Source organism: Dactylosporangium sp. NPDC049742 (assembly GCF_040674675.1).
Taxonomy (GTDB): Bacteria; Actinomycetota; Actinomycetes; order Mycobacteriales; family Micromonosporaceae; genus Dactylosporangium; species Dactylosporangium maewongense.
This window is the reverse complement of the sequence record NZ_JBFANF010000023.1, coordinates 131,335-147,261: the sequence shown is the minus strand read 5'-3', so window position 1 is coordinate 147,261 and position 15,927 is coordinate 131,335. Positions and strand designations below refer to the sequence as shown.

Here is a 15,927-nt window from a genome sequence, read left to right as displayed (position 1 = left end):
GACCTGTGACGGATCACAGGTTCGCCCGGCCTTGCTTTGGTCGGGTGATGGCACTGCGTGCCATGCTGAACTGTGGCTACCACTGAAGCGGTCCCAGTCGCGCGGCGCCGGTCGCTGCTGCGCCCCATGCTGTTCGCGTTGACGCTCACCACCGTGCTGGCGCTGCTCTTCGGCGTGCCGTGGTGGTCGCTGGTGCTGTCCGGCAACGCGTGGCCCCTCGGCGTCCGCGTCGCCGGCACCGTCCTGTTCGCCGGCACCGCCGTCGCGTTCCCGGTGCTGATGATGCTCGGCCACGGCCGCCGCCACGTCGACTGGGCGTCGCGCGTCGCCGACACCACCCTCGGCGTGGTGTGGCAGCTCTTCGTGTGGGCCGTCGCCGGCGACCTGCTGCGCCTGGGCCTGCTCGCCGGCGGCGTCGACGACCCGCTGCGCTCCCGGATCGTCGCCGGCTTCACCGGTGTCGTCGCCGTCGGCCTGCTGCTGTGGGGTTACGTCGAGGCGATGAAGGTGCCGCGGGTCCGCCGGGTCGACGTCGCGATCCCCCGCCTCGGCGCCGGACTGGACGGGCTGAAGGTCGTCCTGCTCACCGACACGCACTACGGCCCGATCGACCGGGCCCGCTGGTCCCGCGGCGTCACCGAGGTCGTCAACTCCCTCGACGCCGACATCGTGGCCCACACCGGCGACATCGCCGACGGCACCGTCGCGCAGCGCACCGAGCAGGCCGCCCCGCTCGGCGACGTCAAGGCCCGCTACGCCCGCGTCTACGTCACCGGCAACCACGAGTACTACGGCGAGGCCGAGGGCTGGCTGCAGCGCATGGGCGAGCTCGGCTGGGCGGCCCTGCACAACCGGCACCTGGTCGTCGAGCGCGGCGGCGACCGCCTCGTCGTGGCCGGCGTCGACGACCGTACCGCCGCCGGGACCGGCCTGGCGGGCCACCGCGCCGACCACGCGACCGCCCTCGCCGGCGCCGACCCCGACCTGCCCGTCCTGCTGCTGGCCCACCAGCCGAAGCAGATCGACGACGCCGTCGCGCACGGCATCGACCTGCAACTGTCCGGCCACACCCACGGCGGCCAGATGTGGCCGTTCCACTACCTGGTGCGCCTCGACCAGCCGGTCGTGCAGGGCCTGACCAGCCACGGCGCGCGCACCCAGCTCTACACCAGCCGCGGCACCGGCTTCTGGGGTCCGCCGTTCCGCATCTTCGCCCCGAGCGAGATCACCGAGCTGACCCTGCGCCGCGCCTGACCGCACCCACCGCCGCCCGCGCTCGTGCAGCGCGGGCGGTCCGGCCAGCCCGTACTCGGCGGCTTCCAGGACGCCCGGCGGCCCTGACCTCGGTGATGGGTGCCAGGAAAGACGAGGCCGAGTTCGTAGGCGAGGACCGCCGCCTGGGTGCGGTCGCGGGCGCCGAGCTTGTCCAGGACGTTGCCAACGTGCGTCTTGACGGTCTCCCTGGTGACGTACAGCGCGGCCGCGATCTCCGCGTTGTTCTGCCCGAGCGCGATGTGGCGCAGGACGTCCAGTTCGCGGGGGGTCAGTCCGGCCACCGGGCCGGATCGGGCCGTGCCGGCGCGAGGGGCGGCGATGCGGCGCAGCGCGTCGGGAAAGAGCACCGCGTCACGGGTGTGCACGAACCGGATGGCGTCCACCAGTTCCCGGGCCGGCGCGCGTTTGAGCACGTAGCCGGCGGCACCGGCGCGCAGCGCACCCCAGACGAGCTGGTCGTGCTCGAACGTGGTGACCACGATCACCCGCGTCGCCGGGGCGCGGCGGGCGAGTTCCAGGGTGGCGGTGAGGCCGTCCATGCGCGGCATGCGGACATCCATCAGCACCACGTCCGCGCCGACGCCGGCCTCGACGGCTTCGCCGCCGTCGGCCGCTTCGGCCACCACGTCGATGTCGTCGTGGAGGGAGAGGATGGTGGTCCATCCCGCCCGGATGAGCTGCTCGTCGTCGGCCAGCACCACGCGGATCACAGCGGCAGCCTCGCCTGGACGCGCCACGTCCCGTCCACCTGCTGCCAGGTGCAGGTACCGCCGGCCAGGCGGGCGCGCATGCGCATCCCGGTCAGACCGCGGCCCGGCCCACCGGGCGTCCCCACGGTCGCGTTGTCCACGGTCGCGTTGTCCACGGTCAGCACCAGGTCGGGGCCGACGGCGAGGTCGAGCGTCACCGGGCCGCGCCCGTGCCGCAGGGCGTTGGTGAGGGCCTCCCGGGCGATCGCGAAGGCCGCCCGCGACGGTGCGGCCGGGACCTTGTGCACATCGCCGACGCTGGCGTGCACGTCGAGGCCGCTGGTGAGCATGCCGAGCGCCGCCAGCGTCGGGGTCTGGGCGGAGACGCCGTCGTCGAGCACGCCGAGCAGCACGTCGAGGTCCTGCTGGGCGTGCCGGGCGGTTGCCGTCACATGCTCGAGGGACTCGACGGCGGCGGCGGGATCCGGCCGCTGCAGCGCGGACTGGGCGGCCATCGCCTGCACCAGGACGACACTGAGCGCATGGCCGACGGCGTCGTGCAGCTCCATGGCGAGGGCCTGGCGGCGGCCGAGTTGGTCGAGCACGCGTGACGGCTCGGTGCGCAGCAGCCGGCGCGCCGCCCAGCGCTGGCCGAATCCCGCGACGACCATCGCGGCCAGGATGGCGACGGCGGCCAGGAGCACCTCGGCCGAGTCGCCCGGCGCGCCTGGCCGCAGTCCGGCAGCGCGAACGAGTTCGGGCGACAGCGCCACCAGACCTGCGCTGAGCGTGGCACCCCCGTACAGATGCAGGCTGGTCAGCGCCGTCAGATAGACGGGGTCGGCCCGTCTGGGCACATCGACGTCGAGCAGTTCGGACAGCGCGGTCACCTCGAGCCGCCGGAACAGCGGCGTCACGGCCAGCAGCACCGCGGCGAGCAGGCACGCCGCCCACCACGCCAGCACCCGCTGCGGGGTCAGCTCCACCAGGATCGGCAGGCCGAGCGCCACCGCCGCCGATGCCCACCGGGCGGCTGCGGGCCGCGTGGCGGGCCGCGCACGCCCCTGTCCCCGGAGCTCCCCGCTGGGCGAGCATCGCCGCGTACGCGGTGCCGCTCGTCGTCCTGCCGTCCAGCCTCTGGCGGCTTCCGGCCACACTCCTGCACGGCGGCGGGCTCGGCGTGCAGGCGTACGTCGTCAGCCTGTCGGTCGTGGCCGAACTGGTGGCGTTCACCGCCGTCGGACTGGTCGCCTCCTGGGGCGAACGATTCCCGCGCTGGATTCCCTGGCTCCGTGGCCGGACCGTGCCGGCACCGGTCGCCGTCATTCCCGCGACGGTCGCCGCCGCGGTCCTGACGGTACTGTGGACCGCCGCCTTCGCCGCCATCTTCCGGGGAGTCACGCTCAGCGGTGCCCCGGCTCCCCCGGACTTCCCCACCCGGCAGGGAGCCTGGCCGGCCACGATCTTCTACATCTGCTACCTGCCGTTGCTGCTGTGGGGGCCGCTCCTCGCCGTCGCCACCTACGCCTACCACCGACGCCGCCGGAACCATTGACGCCGCCGTCCCCCAGCATCACCCCCAGAGCCCACGTCAGGCACCGCACAAGCCCAGACCAGCAGACCGGCGCTCCTCGCCGCCGGGGCATCCTCTCGAAGCCGACGAGCGCGCACCCCCTCGCTCCCGTCACGTGGCGAGCACGGCTACGACGGCGAGCTCACGGCGCTGGTACGCGAGCAGATCGAGGCCGACAGTTCCATGTGGTCCTGGAACGCCACGGCGGTGCTCGCCACGCTGCTATTCGAGCGCGTCGAGGTGCTCGCCCGCTCGGGGCGGGTCGAGCAGGCGATCGCCGAGCTGCGCGCTCACCACGAGGGTGGCACCTGGTACGGGAGCTCGAAGCTGGCCGACCTTCTGGTGCTCGCGGGTCGCCCCGGCGAAGCGATCCAGACGTTGGAGTCCACCGACGACTCCGCTCGGACCGCCGCCAGGCTGGCCGTGCTCCTGGTCGACCAGAGCCGGGTCGAGGAGGCGCTGGCGCTGTTCACGCCCGAGGAGGCGTCCGCGAGCGACGAGGACGGTGCGTTCTGGCGGCAGCTCCACCGCGAGGGCCGTGTCGTCGGCGACGAGCCGGCGCGGACGATGGACCGGTGACATGACCAGCCCGCTGCGGCGAGCCGTGTCCTTCCGCGCCTGTGGCCCGTCCGGCGACCGTTGAGGGAGTGCGGTATCTCGTCCGGACAATCGGAGCGCCCGGGTTCGGCGGGGAGGACCCGACGCTCCGCATCGCGGCCGTGTGGTTCCCGCGTTGTGAGCACCCCGGGCGTGGGGGTCAGGGGACGACGGTGACGGGCCACTTGCCGGACTTGACGAGGCGGACGGCGAGGGAGCCGACGAAGCGGTGGCCGAGGCGGGAGGAGGCGCCGACGACCACGGCGTCGGCGCGCAGTTCGGTCGCGACGCGGACGAGCTCGGAGTACGGGTCGCCGCGGGCGGCCACGAACTCGGCGCGGATGCCGGCGTGGACGGAGCCGGCCTCGACCTGGCGGCGCATGTCCTCGGTGGCGTCGGTGATGGCCTGCTCGACGGCGGCGGCCGCGCCGGCGACGAAGAGGCTCGCGGTGGGCGCGCCGGCGACGTAGACCACGACGAGCCGGGCGCCCTGCCTGCGGGCGAGGCCTGCCGCGTAGGCACCGGCCCGCAGGGACGGGTCCGAGCCGTCGACGCCGACGACGATGACCTTCGGGCCGTCGGTGCCGAGTTCGAAGACCACGGCACCAGCATGCCGCAGCACCCGGCGGATGCGCATCCGGGGGCCGCGGCACGGCAGGTGTCGAAAAGGAGCGGCGAAGCGACAAGAGCGGCAGTTGTCAGGCGGACTCCGGCAGTGGGGCGGGGCGGTAGATGAAGCGGTTGGTGACGGCGAAGCGCAGGGCGAAGGCCAGGACGAGGGTCACCAGGTTGGCGGCGAGCTCGTCGACGCCCGCCCATGAGACGAGCAGCGCGAGCAGCGGCAGCCGGACGGCCAGGTCGAGGTTGTTGAGGGCCACGAACCGTGCGAGGCGCCCCGCCCAGTGCCGGCCGCGGCGGTCGCGGAACACCACGAAGTCGACGAGGACGAAGTTCCAGCAGATCGCGACCTCGGTCGCGGCCACCGCGGCCGGCAGGTAGTGCAGGTGCCAGTGGTCGACGAGCAGCCACATGACCGCGAGGTTGGGCAGGACTCCGGAGGCGCCGACGGCGCCGAACCCGGCCAGGCGCAGGAAGGGCTTCACGCGCGCACCTTCCGGACGATGATGTCGCCGAAGCGGGCGACCTCGGTCGAGGACTCCATGCCCCGGCGCAGGGTCGGCAGGCCGGCGAGGGTACTGGCGGCCTGGTCGGCCATGACGATGTAGTCGATGCTGGCCACGCCGGCCGGTAGGACCTCGGCCATCACCTCCGGGTCGGTGTCGACCTTCCAGAGCCAGACCGGCTTCGTGAACCCGGCGAGCTTCAGGTCCATCCAGATGTAGTCGTCGGTGACGACGACCGCGGACCGGTCGACGTGGTCGACGACCCAGCGGGTCGCGGCGCGGGAGTTCGCGCTGCCGTCGAAGGATGCCTGCTCGCGCAGGGTCGCCGCCCAGCCGGGAAGGACGAGGAGCGCCGCCAGTACAGCGGCGGCGACGACGAACGGCGCCCGCAGCCGCGCCGAGAGCTGGGCCCCGGCACCGGCGATGAGCAGCGCCGCGAAGGGCAGCAGGGCGATGACGTAGGCGAAGGGCAGGTAGCCGCCGCGGCACATCATGACGACCTGGATGAGCAGGGCGAGCCCGATCGGCCGGAGGTGGCGCACGGCCAGGCCGAGCGGAATGAGCGCGACGCCGGCCAGCAGGAGCCACGGGTCGAGGTCGACCCAGGACCTGGCGAGGCTGGACGTGCCGGAGGACGGGTCGAGGAGGCTGCCGCTGCCGGAGCGGGCGAACAGCTGCCACCACAGCGCCCAGCCGAGGCTGACGTGGCCCTCGCCGGGCAGGAGCTCGTTCTTCAGCAGCGCGAACACCGGGTAGGAGGCGACCAGTACACCGAACGACACGAGGAACACGCCGAGGTTCCACACCCGGGTCCGCCGGGAGGTGTGCTGGACGAGCAGCCAGACCAGGGCCGGCAGGAGGATGACGATGGTCTCCTTGCACAGGGCGGCCGAGGCGAACCAGATCGCGCTCCACAGGGCGGCGCCGACGCTGCGGCGCGGTGACGCGGCGGCGGCGAGCGCGGCGAGGACGAACATGGTGGCGAGGTTGTCCAGGAACACCATGCGGTGGAAGTAGACCGCGAGGGGGCTGACCGCGAACAGGAACACGGCGGCACCGGCCCAGCCGCGGCTGAAGCGGAGCCGCCTGGCGAGCAGGAACAGCAGGGCGCAGCTGACCACCGCCGAGATGAGCATGACCTCGCGGCCGACCATGACGGCGCTGGGGGCGCGGTCGAAGCCGTCGGTGAGGCCCGCGTAGCCGGCGATGATCGCCCAGCCGAGGAAGGGATGGTCGTACCAGTAGGTGTAGTGCGACAGGGCGCCGTGGTCGAGCAGCGCCCAGGCCTGGTTGACGTAGGTGCCCTCGTCGTCGTTGACGCGGCCGGGCCAGCCGTGCAGGTTCCAGCCGTTGACGAGCCCGGCGAGGACGAGCAGCGGGGCGAGCACCGCCAGCGACGCCCGGTGCGTGCGCCAGCGCGACGGGCGCGGCTCGCCAGCGGCAGCGGCAGCGGCAGCGGCACCACGGACGGGGCTGCGCTCGATCTCAAGGACGGCGGTCACGCGACGGCGCCTTCCAGGGACAGCGGCCGGTGGTGGCCGCCGTGGGCGGTCTTGTGCCAGGTGGTGTTGCCGTCGACGTGCTGCCACACGGCCCAGAACGCCGCGCCCATCAGCACCCACTGGTAGACGGGCGCGCCGACGAGCAGGAAGAGGTAGTGCCGCCACAGCACCTTCTGCCGGTACGCGTGGGCGAACTCGCGCAGCCCGACGAGCTGCGTCGCGAGGGTGATGAGGATCGGCACGAACGGCGCGTACATCAGCATCGCCACGCCGACGGGCACCTTCAGCCACAGGATCGTGGCGATCGACAGCGGCAGCAGCAGCGCGGAGAAGGCCTGCAGGAACGGTGTCGCGAGGATGTACCCGGCGAGGGCCCGCTGCCGCAGGGTGGGCAGCGTCGCCCAGCGGCCCTCGAGCAGGATGCTGAGGAAGCCCTGGTTCCACCGGACGCGCTGCCAGAAGAGGGACCCGGCCCGGCGGTCGCCGATGGTCTGCGGGACCTCCTCGCGGGTGGCGAGCTCCGGCTCGTAGGCGGCGACCACGCGGGCGCCGTACCGGGTGCAGAGCAGGACGCCGAGCGCGCAGTCCTCGGTGAGGTTGTCGGGCCAGCCGCCGGCCTGCTCGAGCAGCCGCCGCCGGATGAACACGGTGTTGCCGCCGAGCGGCACGAACCCGGTCCGCACCTGGTAGAACATGCGGCTGGTGAACCAGAAGAAGTACTCCATCACGTTGTGGACCTTGAACCAGTCGCGGGCGCGGGTGCCGAGCGTCATGAGTTGCACGCCGCCCTGCACGACGTCGGCGTCGGTGCGGCCGAGCAGGGTGTTGACCCGGGTGAGCAGCTGCGGCGCGACGTCGTCCTCGGCGTCGACGACCCCGATGACGGTGCCGGTGGCGACGGCGAGCGCGGCGTTGAGCTGGCGTGGCTTGTTGGATCTGGTGTACGCGCGGACGACGGTGCGGACCCGGCCGTGCGGGTCGTCGAGCGCCTGGACGCGCCGGACCTCGGCGAGGGTCGCGTCGTCGCCCTCGCACAGCGACACGAGGATCTCGTAGTCGTCGTGGTCCTGCTGGAGCAGGTGCCGCAGGGTGCCGGCGATGACGAACTCCTCGTGCAGCGCCGGCACGATGATGGTGAAGCGCTCCTTCGCCTCGTCGGGCACGGCGGCCGGCCAGCGCATCTGCTCGACGGCTTCGGGGGTGCGCCAGCCGTACAGGCGCCACCGGACCTCGAGCGCGCCGACGACGGTGTTGTACAGCGCGACGGCGGTCACGAGCAGGGCGAGAACGGCGGCGCCGGACAGCGGTGACACGGCGAGGGCGGCGGTGCCGGCGGCGACCGTGCCGAGCAGCGCGCCCCACCGGACGGCGGGCGCGGCGAACCAGGTGACGAGCCGGAGCCAGGGCAGCTGCCGCAGGTACAGCAGTCCCTGGCGCAGGTCGCCCTTGCTGGTGCCGGCGACGCGTTCGGCGAACCGCAGCGGCAGCTCGGTGCGGCGGAGGCGGGGGAACCGGGCGAGGATCTCCAGGAGGATCTTGAACCCGCGCGACCGGAGCTTCTCGGTGTCCATCCTGTCCAGACGTACCGCGAAGAATCCGGTCATCGGGTCGGTCACGCCGCGCAGCGCGAACGGGAACGCCAGGCGCGCCAGGATCGTCGAGCCGGTCGACACCAGGCGGCGCAGCGGGCCGTCGAGGCCGCCGCTGCTGCCGCCCTCCCGGTAGCGGCTCGCCATCACCAGGTCGTGCTCGTCGAGCGCGGCGAGGATCGCCGGCACCAGCTCCGGCGGGTGCTGCAGGTCCGCGTCCATGACGAGGGCCTTCCGCGCGCGGGCCCGCCGGAACCCGTCGACGACGGCGCCCGCGAGACCGCCGGCCCGCTGCCCGCCGGTGCGGTGGAAGACCCGGACGCGGAGGTCGTCGCGCTCCAGGCGGGCCGCGGCGGCCGCGATGGCGTCGACGGTGCGCTCGTCGTCGCTGTCGTCGACGAACAGCAGCTCGTACGAGGCATCGTGCAGTACCGCCGACAAGCGGTCGATCAGCGGACCGACGTTCTCCTCCTCGTGCCTGCAAGGGATGACGATCGTGGCCTTCGGGGTCACGGGATCTCCTTCGATACGACCGATGAGCTTCACAACCGGATGACCGAACAGCGCGCCAGTGCGCCGCCGCCGCTGTCGAAGTACTCGACGGTGACCGTGTGGTCGCCTTCGGGCAGCGGGGTTTCGAACGTGTACGTGGTCGGCGGGTGGTCGGACCATCCGTCGATCACCACGGCTCCGTCGATCGAGACGCGGATGCCGTCGTCACTGGTGGCGGTGATGCGGTACGTGCCGCCGGGCAGGTGGTCGGTCCTGGTCCAGCGGGCGGAGAACCCGTCGGCCGGCAGCCCCTCGGCCGGGGCACCGAGGCCCCAGTCGTGGTCGACGGCCAGGTCCTGCCGGGTCAGGACGGGTTCCCCGGTGGCGGTCGGGTTGGCGTAGAAGGACACCGTCCACGGGGTGGGTGGCGGCGGGTCGGCGGTCTTGGCGTAGCTGAGCCGGGCGATGGCGCCGGCGGCCCGGTCGTAGTACTCGACGGTGATCACGTGGGCGCCCTCGGCGAGGTTGCGCTGCACCACGAACGTGGTCGGCGGCTGGTCGCGCCACTCGTCGAGGACGAGCACGCCGTCGACGTGGAGCCGGACGCCGTCGTCGGCGAGGAGCCGGAACGTGTAGACGCCGGCGGCGAGGTTGTCGGTGCGGGTCCAGCGGGCCGAGAACCCGTCGGCGGGCACGCCGGGGCCGGGCGCGCCGAGCCCCCAGTCGAAGTCGACGGCGGCGTCCTGCCGTTGCACCGCCGGCGCCCCGGCCAGGTCGGTGCCGCGGTAGTAGGCGCCGTCCCAGCCGGGTGGTGAGGTGACGTCGCCGACGCGCCGGTAGCCGAACCGCAGCAGGGCGCCGGCGGCGTTCTCGTAGTACTCGACGCGGATCGTGTGCGGGCCGCCCAGCAGCAGCTTGTCGGCGGTGAACTCCTCGTTCTGCTCCCGCCAGCGGTCCAGGACGACCGCGCCGTCGACGATGACCCGGATGCCGTCGTCGCTGGCGCCGGCGAACCGGTACAGGCCGGACGGGAGCACGTCGGTGCGGGTGTACACGGCGACGAAGTGGTCTGCGTCGATGTCGCCGCCGGGGCCGCCCTCGCCGTACGGGTGGTCGATCGCGGTCTCGTCCCGCACGAGGTCCGGCGCCCGCGAAGGGATCGACGGCTGCGAGCCGGCGCCGGGCGTGTTCCAGTACCTCGCCTCGTAGGCGGGCGCCGGGGGCAGGTCACCGGCGCGGCTCCAGCCGAGCCGGGCGAGGGCGCCGGCGGCGTTCTCGTAGTACTCCATGACGATCGTGTGCGCGCCGCCGCCGAGCGCCAGCCGGGTCCGGTACTCGGTGACGCCCTGGTCGCCCCAGTGGTCGACGACGAGCTGGGCGTCGACCCACAGCCGCACCCCGTCGTCGGACGTGGTGACGAAGTCGTAGTAGCCGGCGGTCAGCGTCAGCGGGCGGGTGTACCGCGCGACGAAGTGATCCGCGTCGATCACGGGGTCGGGCGATCCGAGGCCCCAGTCGTGGTCGACGGCCGTCTCGTCGCGGCGCAGCTGCGGCGCGGTCGCCGGGACGGCCGGCGCGGAGCCGGCTCCCGGGGTGTTCCAGTACTCGGCGGTGAACGTGTCGCGGGGCTGCTCCGGCGTGGTCTCCCAGGTCAGCTTCGCGCTCGCGTCGACCACGTTGTCGTAGAACTCCAGCCGGATCCTGTGCTGCCCGGCGGCGAGGTCGGCGACGTACTCGTAGGCGGTCGGGCCCTGGTCGTGCCACTGGTCGATGACGACCTGGTCGTCGATGAACAGCCGGGCGCCGTCGTCGGAGGCGACCGTGAAGCGGTACCGGCCGGTGGCGAAGAACTCGGTCTTCGACCAGCGGGCGGAGAAGTGGTCGGGGTTGACGCCCGGGCCGGGCGGGTCGACGGACCAGATGAAGTCGACCACCGGGTCCTGCCGGGTCAGCGCGGGCGGGCCGTCGAGCTGCTGGTTGTTGAAGTACTCGCCGAGGAACGGCGCCGACGGCGCGTAGGTCGCGGTCCACGTGGTGGCGGCGGCGGGGGTGGTGACGAAGTGCCGGATCGCGCCGCCGTCGGACCAGCCGGTGAAGTGGTACACGGTGCCGTCGGCGGCGCGCGTCGTCGGCGGCGCGGCGATCTCCCGCCGGAAGCCGGTCACGCCCTGGACCGTGGACGGGGTCGGGACCGGCACCCCGTCGAGGGTCACGCCGAGGCCCGGCGGGCTGGTCGTGAACGTCATCGGCGCCGTGCGCGGGTAGATGTAGACGGACTTCGTGCTGCTGAGCCCGTTGCGGTCGGTGGCGGTCACCGCGATCTCGAACCAGGTGTCGGCCGACGCCTCGCCGGTGACGGGGATGGTGAACGTGCCGACCCGGCCGGTCAGCGGCCCGACGAACGGGTGGACGTGCGTGTTGTGGTGCAGGAACACCTCGGTCTTGAGGTCGCCGTCGCTGACGTCGTAGCCGGCGGCGTCGGTGCCGAACGCGTTGTAGGTGATCGTGTCGCCGGCGTCGTAGCGGGCGCCGTCCGCGGGCGCGGCGACTTGGACCGCCGGCGGGGAGCCGACCTGCACGACGATCGGCCGGGACGTGACGGTGTTCCGGCCGTCGGACACGGTCAGCGTCACCGGGTAGACACCGACGGCGGCGTAGGTCTTCACCGGGTCCGGTGCGGTGCTGGCGCTGCCGTCGCCGAGGTCCCAGTGGTACGTGAGGTCGTCGCCGTCGGGGTCGCTCGTGCCGGCGCTGGTGAAGTGGACGGTGAGCGGCTGCGGCCCGCCCGTGCGGTCGGCCTGGGCGCGCACGGTCGGCGCGCCGCCCGCGAGACTGTAGGAGACCTGGTACAGCTGGCCGGGGAAGTACGTGAGGTAGTACAGCGAGCCGTCGGGGGCGACCTTCAGGTCCACGACGCTGCCGGCGTCGGGGTCGAAGTCGCGGACCTGGGTGATCTGCCCGGCGTCGTCGAGCAGCGCCTGCTTGATGAAGCCGCGCGAGTAGTCGCCGAAGAACATGCTGCCCTGGTACTCGGCGGGGAACTGACCGCCGTGGTAGACCGGGCCGGCGGTCACCGCGCCGCTGCCGCCGTCGTGGTTGTAGGCGTGCAGCGGCTCGGTGTAGCCGGCGCAACCGGCGGCGCAGCGGCCCTCGTGCACCGGCCAGCCGTAGTTGCCGCCCTTGACGATGAGGTTGAGCTCTTCCCACGTGTAGTCGCCGACGTCGCCGCCGTAGAGCCGGCCGGTGGCGCCGTCGAACTGGAACCGCCACGGGTTACGGAATCCGTATGCCCAGATCGCACCGAGTTTTCCGGGCTGCCCCGCGAAAGGGTTGTCCGGCGGAATGGTGCCGTCCGGGTTGATCCGCAGAATTTTGCCGTGCGGGTTGGTCAGATCCTGTGCGTTCGGTGGATAGCCGTTGTCGCCGACGGCGAAGTAGAGCTTTCCGTCGGGCCCGAACCTGATACTTCCACCGACGTGCAGCAACTGCGACGGCGATTGTGTCTGAAATATGGTGTACGGGCCGTCGGTGCCGATGTCGCCCGAAGCGTCGAATCGCACGAGGTGATTCAGCAGGTCGTGCCCGGTGTAATAGAAGTACACGTGGTGGTTGGCGACGCCGAACCCGGGATCGAACGCGATGCCGATGAGCCCGCGGTCGCCGGAGGCCTCCGAGGGCAGGTCAGCGAAGGGTTCCGGGAGGAGACGGCCGTCCTTGAAGATCTTGATCTTGCCACTGCGTTCGAGGATGAACACCCGGCCGTCGGGGGCGATGTCGAATCCCGACGGGCCGTCGAGGCCTTCACCGACGACGAGTCGCGTGGAGAATCCGGGTGGGGTCGCGGCGCCGGCCGGCACCGGTCCGGGCAGCAGTGCCGCCACCAGTGTCAGTAATGCGACGAATACCGGCCGCTTGCGCAATTGCCCACCCCACAGTCATCCCTCGGCGTGCATCCTGGGGTCGCCGTGTGATGTGGGGACGACAATTTCGGGTCGGCATTGTTTCGGCCGCCGGTCAATTCATCGGCGCGCGAAGAATACGGCGGAACGGTTCCGCCGGAAACACGCCGGAGACGCGCCCGCGGTCAGACGGTCACCGATACGGCGACGGGCAGCGACTCATAGCCGCGCAACACCCGCGTCCTGCGGCGCCGGGGCTCGCCGGCGACGGTGAGGCCGGGGTGGCGGTCGAAGAGGGTGCGCAGCCCGATCTCGCCCTCCAGCCGGGCCAGGGCGGCGCCGAGGCAGTAGTGCACGCCGCCGGAGAAGGACAGATGGTCGCGAGCGTTGGCGCGGGTGACGTCGAAGCGGCCGGGGTCGGCGAAGACGGCGGGGTCGCGGTTGGCGCCGCCGAGCATCGGCACGACCACGTGGCCGGGCTGCAGCTGGATGCCGGCGATCTCCACGGGCCGCTGGCAGATGCGGGCCGAGTTCTGCACCGGGGAGTCGAACCGCAGCATCTCCTCCACGGCGCCGCGCCACAGCGACGGGTCGTCCCGCAGCAGCCGCAGCTGCGCCGGGTGGGCCATCAGCAGCGCCGCGCCCGTGCCGAGCAGGTTGACCGTCGTCTCGAAGCCGGCGGCGAGCAGCAGGCCCGCGGTGGCGAGCAGCTCGTCGTCGGTGAGCTGCTCGCCCTCGAGGTGCACCAGCTGGCTGAGCAGGTTGTCGCCGGGCTCGCGGCGCAGCCGGTCGAAGTGCCCGCGCATCCACGCGTTGCTCTGCCGGATGCCGATCTCGGTGCGCCGGTACTGCCGGTACGTGAGCCCCAGGTCGAGCGTCGGCGCGGCCATGGTGCCCCAGTCGAGGAACTGCCGGCGCATGGCCAGGGGCACGCCGAGGATGTCGGCGATGACGGTGACGGGCAACAGCGCCGCATACTGCTCGACCAGGTCGAACCGCGGGCCCAGGCCGTCCAGGAGCTCCTCGGCGGTCCGCTCGATCTTGGGCCGCAGCGCCTCGATCGCCCGGGCGGTGAAGACCTTCGAGACCAGCCGCCGGTAGCGGGTGTGGTCCGGCGGGTCGGTGACGAGCATCGACGGCGGGTCGACCGGCCCGATCGGGGCGGTGCGCCGGCCGAGCCGCCACAGCAGCGCGATCGGCGCCGGCAGCCGCTGGTCGTTGAACCCGACGCCGAACGCCTCGCTGCGCAGCACCGCCGACGCCACGTCGTGCCGCGCGGTCGCCCACATGATCCGCCCGTGGACCAGCGGCCCCTGCGCACGGATCTGGTCGTAGAAGGGGTACGGGTCCGCGCGGACGGCGGGGTCGACGAAGAACCGCGCCTGCGGGTCACCCTTGCGGGCCGCGGCGCTGATGCCCAGTCGCGCGAACCCGTGCCTCGTCGCCCACCGCACCAGCGTCCCGCTCATGGTACTAGACGGTACCACGAGCGGGGCAGTGTGGTGGTCAGCCCGTCGAGCGGGGGCGGGTGGTGACGGCGGAGAGCGGGACGGCGACGTCCTCCAGGGGCTTGCCCTCGGCGTCGACGCCGAGGAACCATTCGACGACGCCGCCGACGATCATCACCGCGGCGCCGATCAGATAGCCGATGAAGAGCTTGCCGGGGTCCTCGCCCTCACCGATGAGCCAGCCGTAGAAGATCGGGCCGATGGCGCCGAAGCACTGGGCGATGGCGAAGAACACGGCGATCGCCTGGGCCCGGATCTCGAGCGGGAAGATCTCGCTGACGGTCAGGTAGGCGGAGCTGGCGCCGGCCGAGGCGAAGAAGAAGATGACGCACCAGGCGAGGGTCTGCGTGAACGCGTTGAGCATCCCCGCGTCGAACATCCAGGCCGAGATGGCCAGGAGGATGCCGGAGATCAGGTACGTGCCGGTGATCATCTTACGGCGGCCGACGGTGTCGAAGAGGTGGCCGAGCAGGAGCGGGCCGGCCAGGTTGCCGACGGCGAAGGCGATCAGGTAGATCGGGGTCTTCTCCGCGTCGACGTCGTAGAACTTCGACAGCACCAGCGTGTAGGTGAAGAAGATGGCGTTGTACAGGAAGGACTGCGTGATCATGAGGGTCGCGGACAGCGCCGACCGGGACGGCATGTGCCGGAACAGGACCTTGACCAGCGAGAGGTAGCCGTGTGAGGTGGACGGCTTGATCTCGATGGCGGCGCGCTCGTCGACCGGGGCGAGGGTCTGGCCCGACCGCTCCACGTCCCGCTCGATCGCCGCGATGCTCTCCTCCGCCTCCCGCTCGCGCCCGTGCATGATCAGCCAGCGGGGGCTCTCCGGCAGGTGCCTGCGCAGGTTCCAGATGAGCAGACCGATGATCGGCCCGATCAGGAACCCGAGCCGCCAGCTGATGTTGAGCGAGATGTGGTTCAGCAGGATGTACGTGCCGAGCGTGCCGATGATGGCGCCGCCCCAGTAGGTGCCGTTCACGCCGATGTCGACGCGGCCGCGGTACCTCGCCGGCATCATCTCGTCGATCGCGGAGTTGATGGCGGCGTACTCACCGCCGATGCCGGCACCGGCGATGAACCTGGTCAGGTAGAGGAAGATCAGGCTCAGCGTGCCGTTTCCCCAGGTGAGCGCGGTCAGCGCGTTGCCGGCGAGGTAGACGCCGAGCGTGACGACGAACAGGTTCTTGCGGCCGAGCGCGTCGGACAGGCGGCCGAAGAACAGCGCGCCGAAGACCTCTCCCAGCAGGTACACGGTGGCGATGGCGCCGACCTGCGTGCTGCTGAGCCCGAGCGTCTCCTGCTTGTTGAGCACCGCTCCGACAGCGCTCGCGATGGTGATCTCCAGGCCGTCCAGGACCCACGCGGTGCCCAGCGCCAACACCATCCTGGTGTGGAACGGAGCCCAGGTGAGCCGGTCGATCCGGGCCGGGATCAGGCTGCGGATGACGCCGCCGGTCGGCGCCGGGGCAGATTGTGTGTCGGACAAGGTGCACCTCCCAGGATTCCCTGCCATGCCCCGTGCCCGCATCGGCGAGCCTCAAAACGCGGGTCTTGACGGTGCAGCGCGGATCGACCACGCTGAGTCCGAGAGAGCGCTCTCTTCGATCGGTCCGACCGAACGCCCGCCAGCACCGGCAACCGCCCTCCCGGTGCGTCGACGTGGTGCGGCGACGGTC

The 15,927-nt window shown here is 72.2% G+C and carries 12 protein-coding genes; 3 read left to right on the top strand and 9 right to left on the bottom strand.

The features are described from left to right. The first annotated feature begins 126 nt into the window (after positions 1–126). A complete protein-coding gene (locus AB0J72_RS27105; RefSeq protein WP_363403328.1) occupies positions 127–1,254 on the top strand; it encodes a metallophosphoesterase in 1,128 nt (375 codons plus the stop codon). Here AB0J72_RS27105 and AB0J72_RS27100 read toward each other — a convergent pair. Beyond that, the gene (locus AB0J72_RS27100; protein WP_363403288.1) at positions 1,164–1,985 is read right to left on the bottom strand and encodes a response regulator transcription factor; all 822 of its coding nucleotides are present in this window, start codon (positions 1,983–1,985) and stop codon (positions 1,164–1,166) included. The genes AB0J72_RS27105 and AB0J72_RS27100 overlap by 91 nt on opposite strands. Further along, positions 1,982–2,974, bottom strand: a complete 993-nt coding sequence (locus tag AB0J72_RS27095) for a histidine kinase (protein ID WP_363403286.1) — start codon at positions 2,972–2,974, stop codon at positions 1,982–1,984. Before AB0J72_RS27095 ends, AB0J72_RS27100 begins: the two co-directional genes overlap by 4 nt. Positions 2,975–2,982: 8 nt before the next feature. On the opposite strand from AB0J72_RS27095, the gene AB0J72_RS27090 reads away from it, so the two are divergent. Continuing rightward, a complete protein-coding gene (locus AB0J72_RS27090) occupies positions 2,983–3,519 on the top strand; it encodes a hypothetical protein (protein WP_363403285.1) in 537 nt (178 codons plus the stop codon). 201 nt (positions 3,520–3,720) lie between these two features. Beyond that, positions 3,721–4,116, top strand: a complete 396-nt coding sequence (locus tag AB0J72_RS27085; RefSeq protein ID WP_363403283.1) for a hypothetical protein — start codon at positions 3,721–3,723, stop codon at positions 4,114–4,116. A 178-nt stretch (positions 4,117–4,294) separates the two neighbouring features. Here the strand turns inward: AB0J72_RS27085 and AB0J72_RS27080 are convergent, their stop codons facing one another. The 7 genes from AB0J72_RS27080 to AB0J72_RS27050 form a co-directional block, all read right to left on the bottom strand. After that, a complete protein-coding gene (locus AB0J72_RS27080) occupies positions 4,295–4,735 on the bottom strand; it encodes a universal stress protein (protein ID WP_344502308.1) in 441 nt (146 codons plus the stop codon). 97 nt (positions 4,736–4,832) lie between these two features. Beyond that, complete coding sequence (locus tag AB0J72_RS27075) at positions 4,833–5,237, bottom strand: GtrA family protein (protein WP_363403281.1); 405 nt, start codon at positions 5,235–5,237, stop codon at positions 4,833–4,835. Continuing rightward, positions 5,234–6,760: a glycosyltransferase family 39 protein gene (locus AB0J72_RS27070; protein WP_363403279.1), complete on the bottom strand. Its 1,527-nt coding sequence runs from the start codon at positions 6,758–6,760 to the stop codon at positions 5,234–5,236. Before AB0J72_RS27070 ends, AB0J72_RS27075 begins: the two co-directional genes overlap by 4 nt. After that, the gene (locus AB0J72_RS27065; protein ID WP_363403278.1) at positions 6,757–8,862 is read right to left on the bottom strand and encodes a glycosyltransferase; all 2,106 of its coding nucleotides are present in this window, start codon (positions 8,860–8,862) and stop codon (positions 6,757–6,759) included. Before AB0J72_RS27065 ends, AB0J72_RS27070 begins: the two co-directional genes overlap by 4 nt. Before the next feature lie 29 nt (positions 8,863–8,891). Continuing rightward, positions 8,892–12,722: a PA14 domain-containing protein gene (locus AB0J72_RS27060; protein WP_363403276.1), complete on the bottom strand. Its 3,831-nt coding sequence runs from the start codon at positions 12,720–12,722 to the stop codon at positions 8,892–8,894. A 203-nt stretch (positions 12,723–12,925) separates the two neighbouring features. Beyond that, on the bottom strand, positions 12,926–14,209 hold the full coding sequence (locus tag AB0J72_RS27055) for a cytochrome P450 (RefSeq protein ID WP_363403274.1): 1,284 nt from the start codon (positions 14,207–14,209) through the stop codon (positions 12,926–12,928). A gap of 37 nt (positions 14,210–14,246) precedes the next feature. Next, complete coding sequence (locus AB0J72_RS27050; protein WP_363403272.1) at positions 14,247–15,737, bottom strand: MFS transporter; 1,491 nt, start codon at positions 15,735–15,737, stop codon at positions 14,247–14,249. Positions 15,738–15,927 lie beyond the last annotated feature (190 nt).